Consider the following 14,902-nt stretch of genomic DNA (forward strand, 5'->3'; position numbering starts at 1 on the left):
TCAAATCCGACCGAAAGCAGACTTCTTCAACGGCCTGCTAGACGATGCACGGCCGTCGGCTGGCGGTGCGGCTGCCGGACGCTCCCTGTGACTGTGATGAACGCACCGCAGCCGCTTGACCTGAGGCGCAAGGCTTGGTTTGACCCGATCTCACCCGGGCTGCGAAAGCAGCCTGGGTTTTGCCCCGCCCCAACCGTGGAAGATCCCTGGCCATGCGTATCACCCTCGTCGGCTCCCGCCATTTCGGTGTGGCCACACTGAACATGCTGCGTGAGAGAGGCATCGAGATCGCGCGGGTCGTCGTGCATGATGGCGAGGACAGGCTCGCCGCGGCGGCGCGTGCGGCCGGCATCGAGGTTCTCGTTCAGGCCAACCCGAAGGTGGTGCCGGCGAACGAGATCGCCCCGGGGACGGATCTGATCGTCACCGCCCACAGCCATGCCCGCGTGACGCAGGAGGCGGTCCAGGCGGCACCGCTGGGTGGCATCGGCTATCATCCTTCGCTGCTGCCGCGGCATCGCGGCATTGCGGCCGTGGAGTGGACTGTCAAAGAGGGCGATCCGATCGCGGGCGGCACGATCTATCATCTGGCCGAGCGCATGGATGCCGGCGCCATTGCCGCGCAGGATTGGTGCTTTGTGAAGAAGGGCGAAACGGCCCGCGAATTGTGGGAGCGCGCGCTGGCGCCGCTCGGCCTCAAGCTGCTCGGCGACGTCGTCGAATATGCCAAAGCCCATGGCACGATCCCCGCCAAGCCGCAGGACGAGCAGTTCGCGACCAAGGCGCCGAGCCTGACGCCGCACTGAGCAGACGCCGCACTGAGCATCGCGGTCACTGGTGGAAACCGGTTTTCCGAAAAGATCATGCTCAAACAAAGAGGAAAGATCATGATGCGTTTCCGTGGAAACGCATCATGATCTAAAGTGCGGATCGCCGCACCGCATCTGGCGCCACATGATCGCTCTGTTCTGCCGTGCCGGTTGAGCAAGCGGCGGCATTTTCCAGACGGTGCAACGCGATGGCGCCGATGTGCTCGAGTCGCGCGCGAGTTCCCAATTTCCCCGCAATGTCGCCGAAATGGCTCGAGGCCGAGTTTTGGATTAACCCTTACCCGTTTGAAAAGACGAGATAATTTTCCATTGCGGCGGCGCGGCAAATTTTCGTCACAATTCTTCCAAATAAGCTAGCCGATCACAGACATTGAGGGACATCGATTCATGCGTCTCGATCGCATTGGAATGGCTTTCGCCGCGTCGATCCTGGCAGGCGCTGCAACCTCTCCTGCTTTTGCCCAATCGCCCTATGACGGACAGTGGCAGGTCACGATCGTCACCAACAGCGGCAGCTGCGAGCCCACGGCCAGCTCGACCCTGATCGTCTCCGACGGTAAGATTTCGGCCGCCGGCGCCAACGTCTCGGGTTCGATCGGGCGCGAGGGCGTGGTCAAGGTCTCGATCAATGGCGCATACGCGAATGGTCAGCTCAGCGGCAATTCCGGCTCCGGCAAATGGAATGGAGCTTCGGCAGGTATCCCGTGCAGCGGGCGCTGGCAGGCGTCCCGCCTCTAAGGCAAGCCACGCCCCCTTCTCCAGGCGGCGGCTTTCGACAGCCGCCGTTTTGCTGTGTGCACTCTTTGCCGACGGCCCGGCATGGGCCGATCCGGGCGCCTTCACCGGCCTGGCCGGGACGTGGAGCGGCAGCGGCACGGTGGCGCTCGAGGACGGCTCGACCGAACGCATCCGTTGCCGGGCCAATTACGCGGTCGCGGGTCCGCGCATGGGCCTGGTCCTGACCTGCGCGAGCGACGCCTATAAATTCGGGCTGCAGGCCGATGTGGTCGCCGAGGGCTCGGCGATCTCGGGAAGCTGGAGCGAGACCAGCCGCGGCGTCAGCGGTGTGCTGCAGGGGCGCGGCGGCGGCGGCAACTTCCAGCTCGTCGCGACGACCGCCGGCTTCAACGCCAATATCGCGCTCGCCACCCGCGGCAACAAGCAATCGGTATCAATCCGCGCCGACAGCCAGTTCCGCGCAGCGACGATCTCGCTCTCGCGCTAGCCAATAAAGAGACACGGACGGAAGCGCGTCGCGCTCTGACCGGCGCGGCGCCCGCTCAAGCGCGCTTCACGCCTGGCACCGGACCACCGGCCGGAGCGGGCGCCAATTGCGCCGCGGTCCGTTTGATGGTCTTGGCAATCAGCAGCGCCTGCTCCCGGGTCATGGCGAAATCCTGCACGCCCTTCTGGGTGGTCAGCGACAGCACCATGAGATGAGGCTCCCGCTCCGGCCAGCCGGTGGCAAAGGCGGTCAGGAAGTCGGCTGAGGCGGCACGTTCGGTCATGTCTGAAGCTCTGCCCTGCTGTTTCGGGGCGGTGGCTTTAGGACGAAACCGGGCCACACTCCACGTTTTTCTCGACGGACAGCTTTGGTCGGGGCTGCGGTTCCCTGCAGCCATTGGTGCAGCGCATCGTGGAAAACATTTGCAAGACCGGACCGGGGCGGAGATACAGCCCCTCCGCTCCTCGCCCCGATCCTTTCCAAGACAGCTGCCTGATGCATCGCTCCGCTTCGAAAATGACGGCCGCATTATGGATGGCGGGCTGGCTCGCTCTCATGCTTGTCATGGTGGTCGCAGGGCGCGAGGCCATGCGGGAGCTGAACGTGTTCGAGTTGATGGAGCTCCGCTGTCTCATCGGCCTCGTGCTGCTGTCACCGGTCATCGCGCTGAGTGGCGGCTTTGCCAAGCTCCGCACCGCCAGGCTGACGCTGCATGTGGTGCGCAACCTGATCCATTACGGCGCACAGCTGGGCTGGTTTCTGGCCCTCACATTGATTCCGATTGGCCAGGTCGTGGCCATCGAATTCACGATGCCGATCTGGACAGCGTTGCTGGCAGCGACATTCCTCGGCGAGCGCATCACGTTCTCGAAGCTCATCGCCATCGTGCTCGGCCTGGTCGGTGTGGTCGTGATCGTTCGACCTGACGCCGGCGCCGTGAACCCGGGGCAGCTCATTGCGCTCGCCGCCGCCGTAGGCTTCGGCGTTTCGGTCGCCCTGGTCAAAATCCTCACCCGCACCGAACCGACCGCCTCGATCATCTTCTGGATGCTCGCGGTCCAAGCCACGGCGGGGCTTGCCCCCTCGATCGCGATGTGGGCATGGCCGTCGGCGACGGCATGGGGCTGGATCGTCGTGGTCGCGCTTGCCGGGACGTTCTCGCACTTCTGCATGGCGCGAGCGCTGCTCTATGCCGATGCAACCGTGGTCGTGCCGATGGACTTCCTGCGGGTGCCGCTGACGGCCACCGTCGGCTGGCTCGTCTATTCGGAACGGCTCGACGGCTTCACGCTGGTCGGCGCAGCTCTGATCCTGGCCGGAAACCTCCTGAACCTGCGCCCTGCCCCGGCTCGCCCGGTTCCACTGAGCCGCTCAGCGGGGACCTGAGTCCCGGAGCACCCGCTCCGAGGCGCTGGCTGCGCTGTGATCCTCGTCACGGAAGACAGCCCCTGCACGTGGTTGGCGTTGGTCCGGCGCAACACTCGCCAAAAAGCTTTGCGGCCAAAGCGAGATTTTTTACATCGGAACAAGACTTTTCGGCCCGCGCAGCGACAAATGCGGAAGTGATCGCTTCGCTAATTCGTTGGGGGATCTCCTGATGCGCTTTCTCACCATCACATTGTCCCTGCTCTGCATGGTGCTGACGGCGGAAGCCGCACGCGCCGACCGTCGCGTCGCCTTCGTGGTCGGCAACGGCGCCTATAAGAGCGTGGCTCAGTTGCCGAACCCGCCGGTCGACGCCAAGGCCATGGCGGCAACCCTGCGCAATGTCGGCTTCGACGTGGTCGAGGGCACCAATCTCACGCGCGACAAGATGACCGAGAAGCTGCTCGACTTCGGCCGCAAGGCGCAGGGGGCCGACATCGCGGTGTTCTATTACGCAGGCCACGGCATTGCGATCGCCGGCACCAACTACCTCCTGCCGGTCGATGCCGACCTGAAATCGGAGATGGACGTCAAGCTGGGCTCGGCGATCAATATCGACGTGACACTCGATCAGACGATGGGCGACGCCAAGGTCAAGCTGGTGTTCCTCGATGCCTGCCGCGACAACCCGTTCGCCGCCAAGATCAAGTCGAACTCACCGACCCGCAGCGTGTCGGTGCAGACCGGCCTCGCCGAGATGAAATCCGGCGAGGGGACGCTGATCGCGTTTGCGACCGGTCCCGGCCAGACCGCACTCGATGGCGATGCCGGCGCCAACAGCCCGTTCACCCGCGCGCTGATCTCGCACATCGCGCAGCCCGGCGTCGAGATCCAGCAGGCGATGACCTCGGTGCGCGCCCAGGTCAATGAAGAGACCAACAAGGGGCAGCTGCCCTGGGGGCATACCAACCTGATCGGCGCGGTGTATCTCAATCCGGCCGCATCCCCCGCCGCAACCACCGCCTCTTCCGGAACCACTCCGGCCGCCGTCGTCGCAAGTCCGGTCGCCGGCGAGGCCGAGCTTGAATTCTGGCGCTCGGTGAAGGATTCCAACAAGCCCGAAGAGCTCAACGCCTATCTCTCGACCTATCCGAACGGGCAGTTCAAGTCACTGGCGATGGCGCGCATCGCGTCGATCGAGAGCGGCGCCATCAATACCGCGACCCGCAACGTCGCCAAGGGTGTCGATCCCGCCACCTTCACGGAAGAAGGCACACAGGTCAGTGAGGATCAGATCGGCCTCGACAAGACCAAGCGGCGTGACATACAGCGTCGCCTCACCGGTTTGGGCTTCGACACCAAGATGACGGGTGTGTTCGATGACGAGACCCGCGCCGTCATGAAGCGCTGGCAGGCGGCCCGTGGCTATCCTGCGACCGGCTTCATGACCAAGCTGCAGCACAAGGCGCTGCTGGCCGAGCCTCAGCCGGCTCCGGCGACGGCCGCGGTCGGCGACGAGGCCAAGCCCCGCCGCGCCAAGCCGGCCGGCAATGTCGCCGCTGGCGCGCCGCCGCCGCAGGCCGCGCCGGTCTATCGCAACCCGCCGCCGCAGGACAACGCCGGCAATGCCGCGGGCGCCGCGTTCATCGGCGGCATGATGGGTGGCGTTCTCGGCAGCGCGCTGCGTCGCTAGTTTCTCCTGCTATCATTCGACAACAGCTGTCAGCCCGTGCCGCAAGGCACGGGCTTTTGCTGCCGACCGACAAGGCAGCCACAACCGCCGATTTGACCTGGGCCAATCACGGCTTTTTGGTGTAGATATGGAGGCGAATTTCAGCCGTCGCCTATGCTTCGCCAAGGAGATTTCAGATGCGGGGGATCAGCCTCATTCCAAGGCTCATTTTGGCGCTGGTCCTGGTTACGCTTGCGATCGACAGCGCATCGGCGGACCGGCGCGTGGCCTTCGTCGTCGGCAATGGCGCTTACAAGAACGTGGCCCAGCTTCCCAATCCGCCGGTTGACGCCAAGGCCATGGCCGTCACCCTGCGCAATGTCGGCTTTGACGTTGTCGAGGGTACCAATCTCAACCGCGAGCAGATGACGGAGAAACTGCTCGATTTCGGCCGCCGCAGCCAGGGCGCCGACGTCGCCGTGTTTTATTACGCCGGTCACGGCATCGCGATTTCCGGCACCAATTATCTGCTGCCGATCGACGCCGACATCAAATCGGAGATGGACGCCAAGCTCGGCGCCGCCATCAATGTCGACGTGACGCTCGATCAGACGCTGGGTGACGCCAAGGTGAAGCTGGTGTTCCTCGACGCCTGCCGGGACAATCCATTCGCGGCCAAGATCCGGTCGAGCGCATCGACGCGCAGCGTCTCGGTGCAGACCGGCCTCGCCGAGATGAAATCCGGCGAAGGCACGCTGATCGCGTTTGCCACGGGTCCGGGGCAGACCGCACTGGACGGCGAAGCCGGCACCAACAGCCCGTTCACCAGGGCTCTGATCGCGCACATCACCCAGCCCGGCCTGGAAATCCAGCAGGCCATGACCCAGGTCCGCGCGCAGGTAAACGAGGAGACCGGCAAGGGCCAGCTGCCATGGGGCCACACCAACCTTATCGGCGCGGTCTATCTGAACCCGGCAGCCGGAGGAGCGCCCGCAGGCCCGAGCGCCGGGACTGTTCCGGCGGCGGTCGCGGCGGTGCAGCCCGCGAACGATGTCGAGCTGGAGTTCTGGCGCTCGGTCAAGGACTCCAACAAGGCCGAGGAGCTGAAGGCCTATCTGACCAACTATCCCAATGGCCAGTTCAGATCGCTGGCGCTGGCGCGGGTGGCTTCGCTCGAGAATGGCCCGTCCACCACGACGCGCAACCTGACCACCGGCGTCGATCCCGCGACCTTCACCGAAGAGGGCACCCAGGTGACGGAGGACCAGATCGGGCTCGACAAGGGGCAGCGCCGCGACGTGCAGCGGCGCCTGACCGGCCTCGGCTTCGACACCAAGGCCAGCGGCAAGTTCGACGAACCGACCCGAGCCGTGCTCAAGCGCTGGCAGGCGGCGCGCGGCTATCCGTCGAGCGGTTATCTGACCAAGCTGCAGCACAAGGCCCTGCTCGCCGAGATCATCCCGGCCTCGGTCACGGCAAGCGCCAGCGAGGATGAGCGCCCGGCCCGCCGGACGCAGCGCAGCAACGGTGGCGGGGGTGGTGGCCATCATCGCGGCGGCGGTCCGGACGCCGGCGCAGCCTTCATCGGCGGAATGATGGGCGGCATTCTCGGCGGCGCCTTCCGTCGCTGATCTCGGCAACCGCGCGGCTGCAGGCGGCCGAAGACGCGTTGCCCGGTCGGTCGGGTCAGCTGGCCTCGGCGCAACGTTTGCGTTCAATGGCGTCGCTGATAAAGGCCAGCAGGTCCTCGCGCTTGAACGGCTTCATGATCGTCCGCCGGCCGCCGATCCGGTGCTCTCCGGCATCAGCGATGATGGGATCGTTCGAGTAGCCTGTCATGAACAGCACCGGCAGATCAGGATGCGAAACGGCCAGTTGCCGGGCGAGTTCCGGCCCGCTGAGCCGCGGCATGACCACGTCGCTCAGGACCAGGTCCACCGCATCTGCATGCTCGCGAAGAAAGCGCAGCGCCTCTTCGCCATTGCTCGTGGACTGAACCGAATAGCCCGCCCGCGTGAGCATCGCCGCTGTTGCGCGCTGGGCGAGAGAATTGTCCTCGACCAGCAGGATCCGTTCGCCTCCCCTGGCTTGCTGAACGGGAGGAGCCGGCGCAGCCTCGGTCTGGATGGTCTCGTTCGCACGCGGCAATAGCACGATGAAGCTGGTCCCCTCGCCGATCGCACTCCGCACAGCAATGCTGCCGCCCGCCTGCTTCACGATGCCGTAGCAGGTCGCAAGTCCGAGTCCGGTGCCGCCGCCGCGGACCTTGGTCGTGAAAAACGGATCAAAGATGCGATCCAGATCATCGGGAGGAATCCCGGTGCCGGTGTCGCTCACCGTCATCATGACATAGTCGCCCGGCTCCATGCCCTCGTCGCCGCACTGGATCGTCCTGTTGGCCAACCTGATCGTCAGCTGCCCGCCCGAGGGCATCGCATCGCGGGCGTTGAGAGCGAGGTTCATGATCAGTTGCTCGACCTGCACCCGATCCGCGATCACGGGCCAGCTCTGCTCTTCGACATCGATGCTGATCTCGATATTGCTGGGCAGCAGCCGGCGAAACATCTTCTGCAGATCCGCCAGAGTGGCGCCGAGATCGAGCAAGGTCGGGGTCGCCGGCTGCTTGCGCGAGAAAGCCAGCAGCTGCCGCGTCAGATCGCGGCCTCGTTCAATCGCCTTGATGAGCTCCATGACATCCGGCAACCGCGGATCGTCGCCGAGACATTCCTCACGCAGCATTTCGGCATAGATCATCATCACGACGAGAAGGTTGTTGAAGTCGTGGGCGATCCCGCCTGCGAGCACCCCGACCGCCTCCATCTTCTGAGACTGCCGAAGCTCCTCGTTTAGCCGCTTCTGCTCGGTCACGTCCTGAATGAGAAGAAGCTGCGCCGGCGCCCCCTCCCATTCGCATCGCGACACGCGCAGCTCGCAGCGCCGGACGTCCTTACCGCGATAGACCTCGATCTCCGAAACCGCGCCTTCGCTGACCGCGAAGCTGACGCGTTCGCCGATGAAGTCGTCGCGCGCCTTTCCGAACAGCTCATGGGCCGCCCGGTTGACGAAGGCGACCTCGTTGTCCTGATTGGTGACGATCAACGCGTCCGGCACGGCCTCGAGCAACTGGCCGAAGTGACGATGACTTTCCGCCGACAACGCGCGCGTCGCGGGCGCGCCAAGCGGCAGTCTGAGGCGGGCCTGTCCGGCACCGTCGTGCCCGTCCGCGGACTGGTTGAAGAGCACGACGGGGCTCGCGGAAGCCAGCGCGTACAGTTCCTCCGGGAAGGCGGCAGCGACCTGCGAGGACGCCAGGTTCATCAGGATGGTGTCGTAGGAGGCTGTTTCGAGCCTGCGGCGCGCCTCCGCGATCGTCGATGCCCGGCTCAGGTCGAACTCGGCTTTGTCGCCGCCTTCACTTCCTCCCGCCGCGAGCAGGGGCGCCGCGGCCTCGCCGCCGATCACCAGCACTCGGTAGGTTGATGCGTCCATGTCGGATGTCCCTGCCTAGAGCTCGCTTTGCGATCCGCCAAACATCTCGGCAAGATGGTCGCGCTCGCGTGCAAACATGTAGGTGGGAGCCCCCGTCAGAATTCCGTGCACGTCGCGGAAGGTGGAGACCAGATGCATGCCGTGACCGTCAATGACATACTCGCGGATGTCCTTGTCGTGCTGCGTGCCGCGCATCTTCAGGATCGCCAGGCCACGCCGCATCACGCCATAGAGCTCGACGTAGCGCAGCAGCACGATCATGTCGGTGATGGTGGAGATATGGGTCTCGGTGATCGACGCGCCGCCCATCAGCATCGATGTCGTGTTGGTGAAAAGCCCGGTGATCCCGACCTTCTTGATATGACTCGTCAGCGCAATGACGAATTCTCGATAGGATTTCGGCGTGCCCGCGCGCTCGAAGGCCGACAGGCTGTCGACCGCAATCCGGCTCGGCTGGAACTCGTTGATCTCCCGCTGGATGTAGAGCAGGTGATCCTCCAGGCCCATGGTCTCGGGGTATCTGGCAATGATGCGGAGAAGACCCTCCTTCTCCGCTGAATCGAAATCGACGTTCCAATTCGACGCATTGCGGGTCAACTGTTCCCGGCTCTCCTCCGCCGCGATCAACAGCGCACGTTCCCCGCGCTCGATGGCGGCCCTCAGGTAATGCGTCACCATCAGCGTCTTGCCGGTGCCGGTGGCTCCGCTCACCAGAATGATGGAGTCGCGGTAGAAGCCACCGCCGCACATCTGATCGAGCTCGGGCACGCCGGAGGATACCCGGAGATCGCTCGAGCGCTGCTTCAGCTCGATGGCCGAGAGCGGAATAATCGTAACACCCTCGGCGTGGTCGACCGTAAACGGATACTCGCCCTTCTGATGCGTGGCGCCACGAAATTTCAGGATCTCGATGGTCCGCCTGCGCTTTTCCTGCTCGAGCCGGTTGCGCAGCACCAGGACGTTGTCGGCCACGAACTCCTCGACGCCGAAGCGCGCCAGCCCGCCATCCTCGTCGAGACGTTCCATCGTGATGATCGTGGTCACGCCAAGCAGCCGCAGCGCGCTGGCGATGCGGTGCAGTTCCCGGCGCACCACATTGGCGTCCGAGAACTGCGGAAACAGCGCGCCGACCGAATCCAGCACCACCCGCTTCGCATTGACCTTCCGGATCGCATTCTCGATCCGGACCATCAGCGCCGAGAGATCATAGGCGCCGGCCTCGACCATCTCCTCGCCCTGCTCCGGCGTGGCATCAACAATCGCGATCTGGCCGTTCCGGTTCAAGGATTCGAAGTCCCAGCCGAACGACGCGACGTTGCGCATCAGGTCCTCTGGAGCCTCCTCGAACGTGACACAGACGCCATGCTCGGCACAGGTCTGCACGCCCATGACGAGAAACTGCAGCGCGAGCACGGTCTTTCCGCTGCCGGCTGTGCCGGAGACCAGCGTGCTTCGATTCAGTGGCAGGCCACCGTTCGAAATCTGATCGAATCCGGCGATGCCGGTGCGCAATTTCTCAAGTTCGAAAGCCCTACTCGCGCTCATTCCCCGCCCCCTCCTCCTTTCCCATACGCCCCGCGGACGAATTCTGGAGGATCCCGAGCCCGAGCAGGACCTTCCTGGTGTCGCTGAGATCGCCGATGATCTTTCGCACCGGGCCGGGATGGCGCTTCACCAGCGTGGGTGTCGCGACGATCTTCTCGTCCTCGGCGATCTGCGGATGCTCCAGCACGTCGATGATGTCGATCTCGCAGGGGATGTTCAGCTCGTGCTGGCAGATCCTGCGGAGGTTTTCCATCGCGCGCAGCGAGTTCGATGTCTGACCTGTGATGAACAATCCGAGTTGCAGGGTCATGCCCTGTCTCCCGGTGCGATGCGGCGTCGATGCCCGAGCCGGTAATAGTCGACCAGCAGTCCCATCATCTCGAGCGCAAGCAGCCTGCCTTCGAACACCAGCGTGCTCGTCCGCTCGACGGTCGTCCCGCCGATCGCCCTCTCGAGCGCCACAACGTGAAGATCGAGGAGATCGCGCGGCCCGCCGCCTTCATCGCCAATCGATGTCGCAATCCTCTCCATCATGCGGAGCGGACGAGCATGAGGCTCACCGCTGGGGTCCAGGTATTCGCGAAACAGGTGCAGATATTGCTCCACGAGGTCACCGAAGGCCTCAGGCCTGCGCTCCCGGATCGACCCGTGTCCGGCCAGATGCGCCGAAACGCTGGTGACGCGGCCGGCCGAGGACAAGTCCCGATCATTGGCAAGCGAGCGCCTGTTGTCCTCGATACGATCCTTGCGGCGCCGAGCGGTCGCATAGATCATCGCGCGCCGCAGCGTCGAAGGTCCGGTCTCCGCTCCGGGCAGGTAATCACGAGCTCCAGCCCCAGCATAGGCCGCGGCGCTATCAGCATTGGCCGGTCCATTGACGACAATGATCGGGATATCCTGGCCAGCGGCTCTGAGCTTGCCGACATCCAAGACGCTGTGCGCGTCGGAATCGTCCACGTCCAACACCACCAGGTCGATGGGCTGGTGCGTCAAGATGGCTTGCGCTTCCGCAACTGTTGCAACAGTCACCAATTCGCAGCCATCCATCATCGAGGGGCCGGTGATCGCATCCCGCACCACCTGCCCGCTCGCTGGACCACTCTCGACGAGCAGCACACGAACCGGAAGCTCAGCTTCGGCGCTCATGAAACGCTCCCGGAGAGGCGTCGAAATCGCTCAGTCGGGACAATTAAGGCATTGCAGACGACCGCTGCAGAGGCTTGCTCTGAACAACATCGCCGCGTAGCCGGATGGAAACGCAAGAGACAATGGAAGAACACGTTCGACGACAGTAGATCAGGATCGAGGCGGTGAGAAGAAAAAGTTCCACCAAGACGTGTGCTGCGCCAATATATCGCTGCGATCATGCGACGGGGTGTCGCAAATGCCTCGCGTGATCTGCCGCCATGACCTTCGGCGGTCATCGGGGCGATCAGCCGCGCGGAAGCGGTCACATTGCCTCACCACTGACCTGTGACCGAAGGCGTGCAGAGCAGGCGCGGCCGCGACCGGCCGAGCCAGAGAGTCAGCCGTCCGACGCCTAAGCCGGGGACTTGGTTATCGCGCTACAGACCCGCGGCCTTGCGCAGGACGGCGTTGATGCGGTCCTGCCAGCCCGGGCCTTCGGATTGGAAGTGCTCCAGCACGTCCTGATCAATCCGCAAGGTCACCTGCTCGCGCACGCCGGGGACGGCCGCCTTCTTCGGCGGCGCCTCCACCGGCTTCGTGGTGACCTTCTTGAAAGCGGCTTCCGCCTCGGTGCGAGCGTCGGCCAGGGTCCGTGGACGCCGCGGCTGGTCGGCCATGATCAGATCCCTTCGAACAGCGCGGTCGACAGATAGCGCTCGGAGAACGACGGCACGATCGCCAGGATCGTCTTGCCGGCATTCTCCGGCCGCTTGCCGAGTTCGATCGCCGCCGCGATCGCGGCGCCCGAGGAGATGCCGCCGGGGATGCCCTCATTGCGGGCCAGCGCACGCGAGGTCTCGATCGCGGTCGTGCTGTTGATCTTGACGATCTCATCGATCACCGAGCGATCGAGAATATCAGGCACGAAGCCGGCGCCGATGCCCTGGATCTTGTGCGGCGAGTGCTGACCGCCGGACAGCACCGGGCTCTCCTCCGGCTCGACGGCGACCACTTTCAGGCCCGGCTTGCGCGATTTCAGCACCTGGCCAACGCCGGTGATGGTGCCGCCGGTGCCAACACCGGCGACGAACACGTCGATGTTGCCTGCGGTGTCGTTCCAGATCTCCTCGGCCGTGGTGCGGCGGTGGATCTCCGGATTGGCGAGGTTCTTGAACTGCTGCGGCATCACCGAGTTCGGTGTGGTTCGCAACAGCTCTTCCGCGGCGGCGATTGCGCCCTTCATGCCCTGTGCCGCCGGGGTCAGCACGATCTCCGCGCCGAGGAAGGCCAGCATCTTGCGCCGCTCGATCGACATCGATTCCGGCATCACCAGCTTCAGCTTGTAACCGCGCGCTGCCGCGACAAAGGCCAGCGCAATGCCCGTATTGCCGGAGGTCGGCTCGATCAGCACCGTATCCGGCTTGATCACGCCAGCCTGCTCCATGGCCAGGATCATGCCGACGCCGATGCGGTCCTTCACGCTGGCGGCTGGATTGAAATATTCCAATTTGGCGAGAATCGTCGCTTTGACTCCGTGCTGCTCCGGCAGCTTTCGCAGCCGCACAATCGGCGTGTTGCCGAAGGCATCGACAATTGAGTCAAATACACGTCCACGCCCGGGACGCGGCGTTGCGGCTGCTGTTTCCATGATCTCACCCCTCGCGCACTCCGGCGCAACTGCGACACTCTTCCACGTCCGTTCATCTTCGACGAGGCTGCTGCACTGCGCAAGCACGTTTCCACGATGGCCTGATCGTCGCGACGCACAACAACTTGTTGTTAAATTTCGCCAAACCAACGCATTTGTGTTGCGACACAGTCAAACAAATCAGTCTATAGTCGAAGTCAGACGGAGATGCCGGTTGTAACTTTGAGCCTCGTTTCGTGCCTGAACTGCAATCTATTTGCGCCTGCAAAGTTCGACAAGAAAAGATCGCCCAGGAGGTCACTATGTCAGCACTTGCTGATCTCGTGTCGACCGCAACGCCCCGCCCCGATCCTCGCGGCTGCGATCTGCCGACATGTCCAGTCTGCGCCGATTCCATGATTGCTGCCGAGGCCTCGGCCTATCTGGCCGACAATGCGATCAGCTACCTTTGGACCTGCGACACCTGCGGCTATGGCTTCGTGACCAAGCACGCGGTAAAAAGCCGGTTCGCCTGCAACTGAAAATCCCGGCGGCGTGCCACGCAGCTTGGTGACGTACGCCGAAGCGCGTTGCGGCCTTGCAGAAGGCCGCGCAACTAGATCCGTGCAATGTCGCCGCGCGTCCAATCCGCCTTGGTGCGCGCGTAGAAATCCGCGAACTGGCCCTGCGCGATCGCCGCGCGCATTCCGGCCATCAGCAGCTGGAAATAGGCGATGTTGATCTCCGACAGCAGCGTCGCGCCGAGCGCCTCGCCGGCCTTGATCAGATGGTGCAGATAGGCGCGCGAATAGCTGCGCGCCGGCGGCCACGGGCTTTCCTCATCGAGAGGACGCGGATCATCGGCGTGGCGCGCATTGCGCAGATTGACCGGTCCGAAGCGCGTGAAGGCGACGCCATGCCGGCCGTTGCGGGTCGGCAGCACGCAGTCGAACATGTCGATACCGCGCTTCACCGACTCCAGCAGATCATCCGGCGTGCCGACACCCATCAGATAACGCGGGCGGTCACCGGGCAGCGCCGGCACGGTCGCCTCGATCATCTCCAGCATGACCGCCTGCGGCTCGCCGACCGCGAGACCGCCGATCGCATAGCCATGGAAGCCGATGTCGACCAGCGCCGCGGCGCTCGCCACGCGCAGCGCGGGCACATCTCCGCCCTGCACGATGCCGAACAGCATATAGCCATCCGGCGCGCTCTCGAAGGCACGACGGCAGCGCTCCGCCCAGCGCAGCGACAGCCGCATCGCGCGCTCGATATCAGCAGGCTCGGCCGGCAGCCGCACGCATTCGTCGAGCTGCATCGCGATGTCCGAGTTGAGCAGCCGCTGCACCTCGATGGCGCGCTCCGGCGACAATTCGATCTTGGCGCCGTCGATATGCGAGCGGAACGTCACCGCCTGCTCCGTGACCTTGCGCAGGGCCGACAGCGACATGACCTGGAAGCCGCCGGAATCGGTCAGCATCGGTCCGCCCCAGCCGGTAAAGCGCTGCAGGCCGCCGAGCGCAGCAATGCGTTCGGCCGTGGGACGCAGCATCAGATGATAGGTGTTGCCGAGCACGATGTCGGCGCCGGCGTCGCGCACGTCGCGCCAGTGAATGCCCTTCATCGCGCCGGCCGTGCCGACGGGCATGAAGGCGGGGGTCCGGACCACGCCATGCGGCGTGGTCAGCCGGCCGGTGCGGGCCGCGCCATCCGTGCCGAGAAGTTCGAAATGATTGGGGAGTTCGGTGCCGGGGGAGCTCATGGCCGGCTTATTGCGTCAGGACGGCCCCGGATTCAACCGCGATCGGCACAAGTTCGGCCCCTCGCGGCCGTTGACGGCGGTGCCTCACGCCCCTATGGTCCCCCGCCATGTCGACCTCGACCAAACGCACGACGAAAACCACCAAGCCCTTGCGGGCCTCGGGAGGCGTGCGCGCGTAATCGACCTCGATCGCGACCATCTTCGAACCGAAGCCCCGCCTGATGAAGGTCCGGGGCTTTTTTATTGCCTAAATTTC

At 64.4% G+C, this 14,902-nt stretch carries 15 protein-coding genes; 7 read left to right on the forward strand and 8 right to left on the reverse strand.

Translation table 11 applies throughout. The features are described 5' to 3' along the window. Nucleotides 1-212: 212 nt before the first annotated feature. The 3 genes from HL671_RS09945 to HL671_RS09955 all read left to right on the forward strand — a co-directional run bounded on the left by HL671_RS09945 (nt 213) and on the right by HL671_RS09955 (nt 2,055). Entirely contained in the window at nt 213-806 is a 594-nt protein-coding gene (locus HL671_RS09945) for a formyltransferase family protein (RefSeq protein ID WP_172236315.1), read from the forward strand. A 411-nt stretch (nt 807-1,217) separates the two neighbouring features. Further along, nucleotides 1,218-1,568, forward strand: coding sequence for a hypothetical protein (locus tag HL671_RS09950; RefSeq protein ID WP_012044389.1), 351 nt, complete (start codon nt 1,218-1,220; stop codon nt 1,566-1,568). After that, nucleotides 1,513-2,055 (forward strand): hypothetical protein, encoded by a 543-nt coding sequence (locus tag HL671_RS09955; protein ID WP_172236316.1) that lies wholly within the window; start codon nt 1,513-1,515, stop codon nt 2,053-2,055. Before HL671_RS09950 ends, HL671_RS09955 begins: the two co-directional genes overlap by 56 nt. A gap of 55 nt (nt 2,056-2,110) precedes the next feature. Here HL671_RS09955 and HL671_RS09960 read toward each other — a convergent pair whose 3' ends face one another. Further along, nucleotides 2,111-2,338 (reverse strand): hypothetical protein, encoded by a 228-nt coding sequence (locus HL671_RS09960; protein WP_012044391.1) that lies wholly within the window; start codon nt 2,336-2,338, stop codon nt 2,111-2,113. A 212-nt stretch (nt 2,339-2,550) separates the two neighbouring features. Here HL671_RS09960 and HL671_RS09965 point away from each other — a divergent pair, with 212 nt between their 5' ends. The 3 genes from HL671_RS09965 (at nt 2,551) to HL671_RS09975 (ending at nt 6,723) form a co-directional block, all read left to right on the forward strand. Further along, on the forward strand, nt 2,551-3,441 hold the full coding sequence (locus HL671_RS09965; RefSeq protein WP_172236420.1) for a DMT family transporter: 891 nt from the start codon (nt 2,551-2,553) through the stop codon (nt 3,439-3,441). Between the two features lie 211 nt (nt 3,442-3,652). After that, complete coding sequence (locus HL671_RS09970) at nt 3,653-5,113, forward strand: caspase family protein (RefSeq protein WP_012044393.1); 1,461 nt, start codon at nt 3,653-3,655, stop codon at nt 5,111-5,113. A gap of 176 nt (nt 5,114-5,289) precedes the next feature. After that, nucleotides 5,290-6,723 (forward strand): caspase family protein, encoded by a 1,434-nt coding sequence (locus HL671_RS09975; RefSeq protein WP_012044394.1) that lies wholly within the window; start codon nt 5,290-5,292, stop codon nt 6,721-6,723. A gap of 55 nt (nt 6,724-6,778) precedes the next feature. Here the strand turns inward: HL671_RS09975 and HL671_RS09980 are convergent, their stop codons facing one another. The 6 genes from HL671_RS09980 to cysK all read right to left on the reverse strand — a co-directional run bounded on the left by HL671_RS09980 (nt 6,779) and on the right by cysK (nt 12,902). Further along, on the reverse strand, nt 6,779-8,581 hold the full coding sequence (locus tag HL671_RS09980) for a hybrid sensor histidine kinase/response regulator (RefSeq protein ID WP_012044395.1): 1,803 nt from the start codon (nt 8,579-8,581) through the stop codon (nt 6,779-6,781). A gap of 15 nt (nt 8,582-8,596) precedes the next feature. Beyond that, entirely contained in the window at nt 8,597-10,126 is a 1,530-nt protein-coding gene (kaiC, locus tag HL671_RS09985; protein WP_012044396.1) for a circadian clock protein KaiC, read from the reverse strand. Continuing rightward, nucleotides 10,113-10,436 (reverse strand): circadian clock KaiB family protein, encoded by a 324-nt coding sequence (locus HL671_RS09990; protein WP_012044397.1) that lies wholly within the window; start codon nt 10,434-10,436, stop codon nt 10,113-10,115. Before HL671_RS09990 ends, kaiC begins: the two co-directional genes overlap by 14 nt. Beyond that, the gene (locus HL671_RS09995; protein ID WP_012044398.1) at nt 10,433-11,272 is read right to left on the reverse strand and encodes a response regulator; all 840 of its coding nucleotides are present in this window, start codon (nt 11,270-11,272) and stop codon (nt 10,433-10,435) included. Before HL671_RS09995 ends, HL671_RS09990 begins: the two co-directional genes overlap by 4 nt. Nucleotides 11,273-11,691: 419 nt before the next feature. Then, the gene (locus HL671_RS10000) at nt 11,692-11,931 is read right to left on the reverse strand and encodes a BrnA antitoxin family protein (protein WP_012044399.1); all 240 of its coding nucleotides are present in this window, start codon (nt 11,929-11,931) and stop codon (nt 11,692-11,694) included. A gap of 2 nt (nt 11,932-11,933) precedes the next feature. Then, complete coding sequence (gene cysK / locus HL671_RS10005) at nt 11,934-12,902, reverse strand: cysteine synthase A (RefSeq protein WP_012044400.1); 969 nt, start codon at nt 12,900-12,902, stop codon at nt 11,934-11,936. A gap of 302 nt (nt 12,903-13,204) precedes the next feature. Between cysK and HL671_RS10010 the strand changes: the two genes are divergently transcribed. Beyond that, a complete protein-coding gene (locus HL671_RS10010; protein WP_012044401.1) occupies nt 13,205-13,423 on the forward strand; it encodes a hypothetical protein in 219 nt (72 codons plus the stop codon). A 74-nt stretch (nt 13,424-13,497) separates the two neighbouring features. Here the strand turns inward: HL671_RS10010 and tgt are convergent, their stop codons facing one another. Then, nucleotides 13,498-14,646, reverse strand: a complete 1,149-nt coding sequence (gene tgt / locus HL671_RS10015) for a tRNA guanosine(34) transglycosylase Tgt (protein WP_012044402.1) — start codon at nt 14,644-14,646, stop codon at nt 13,498-13,500. Between the last annotated feature and the right edge of the window lie 256 nt (nt 14,647-14,902).

The sequence above is a fragment of the Bradyrhizobium denitrificans genome, assembly GCF_013179005.1.
Lineage (GTDB): Bacteria > Pseudomonadota > Alphaproteobacteria > Rhizobiales > Xanthobacteraceae > Bradyrhizobium > Bradyrhizobium denitrificans.

Excerpts from the sequence above, each read along its gene's own strand:
- HL671_RS09945 (WP_172236315.1), top strand. The coding sequence starts at position 213 with ATGCGTATCACCCTCGTCGGCTCCCGCCATTTCGGTGTGGCCACACTG.
- HL671_RS09950 (WP_012044389.1), top strand. The coding sequence starts at position 1,218 with ATGCGTCTCGATCGCATTGGAATGGCTTTCGCCGCGTCGATCCTGGCA.
- HL671_RS09955 (WP_172236316.1), top strand. The coding sequence starts at position 1,513 with ATGGAGCTTCGGCAGGTATCCCGTGCAGCGGGCGCTGGCAGGCGTCCC.
- HL671_RS09960 (WP_012044391.1), bottom strand. The coding sequence starts at position 2,338 with ATGACCGAACGTGCCGCCTCAGCCGACTTCCTGACCGCCTTTGCCACC.
- HL671_RS09965 (WP_172236420.1), top strand. The coding sequence starts at position 2,551 with ATGCATCGCTCCGCTTCGAAAATGACGGCCGCATTATGGATGGCGGGC.
- HL671_RS09970 (WP_012044393.1), top strand. The coding sequence starts at position 3,653 with ATGCGCTTTCTCACCATCACATTGTCCCTGCTCTGCATGGTGCTGACG.
- HL671_RS09975 (WP_012044394.1), top strand. The coding sequence starts at position 5,290 with ATGCGGGGGATCAGCCTCATTCCAAGGCTCATTTTGGCGCTGGTCCTG.
- HL671_RS09980 (WP_012044395.1), bottom strand. The coding sequence starts at position 8,581 with ATGGACGCATCAACCTACCGAGTGCTGGTGATCGGCGGCGAGGCCGCG.
- kaiC (WP_012044396.1), bottom strand. The coding sequence starts at position 10,126 with ATGAGCGCGAGTAGGGCTTTCGAACTTGAGAAATTGCGCACCGGCATC.
- HL671_RS09990 (WP_012044397.1), bottom strand. The coding sequence starts at position 10,436 with ATGACCCTGCAACTCGGATTGTTCATCACAGGTCAGACATCGAACTCG.
- HL671_RS09995 (WP_012044398.1), bottom strand. The coding sequence starts at position 11,272 with ATGAGCGCCGAAGCTGAGCTTCCGGTTCGTGTGCTGCTCGTCGAGAGT.
- HL671_RS10000 (WP_012044399.1), bottom strand. The coding sequence starts at position 11,931 with ATGGCCGACCAGCCGCGGCGTCCACGGACCCTGGCCGACGCTCGCACC.
- cysK (WP_012044400.1), bottom strand. The coding sequence starts at position 12,902 with ATGGAAACAGCAGCCGCAACGCCGCGTCCCGGGCGTGGACGTGTATTT.
- HL671_RS10010 (WP_012044401.1), top strand. The coding sequence starts at position 13,205 with ATGTCAGCACTTGCTGATCTCGTGTCGACCGCAACGCCCCGCCCCGAT.
- tgt (WP_012044402.1), bottom strand. The coding sequence starts at position 14,646 with ATGAGCTCCCCCGGCACCGAACTCCCCAATCATTTCGAACTTCTCGGC.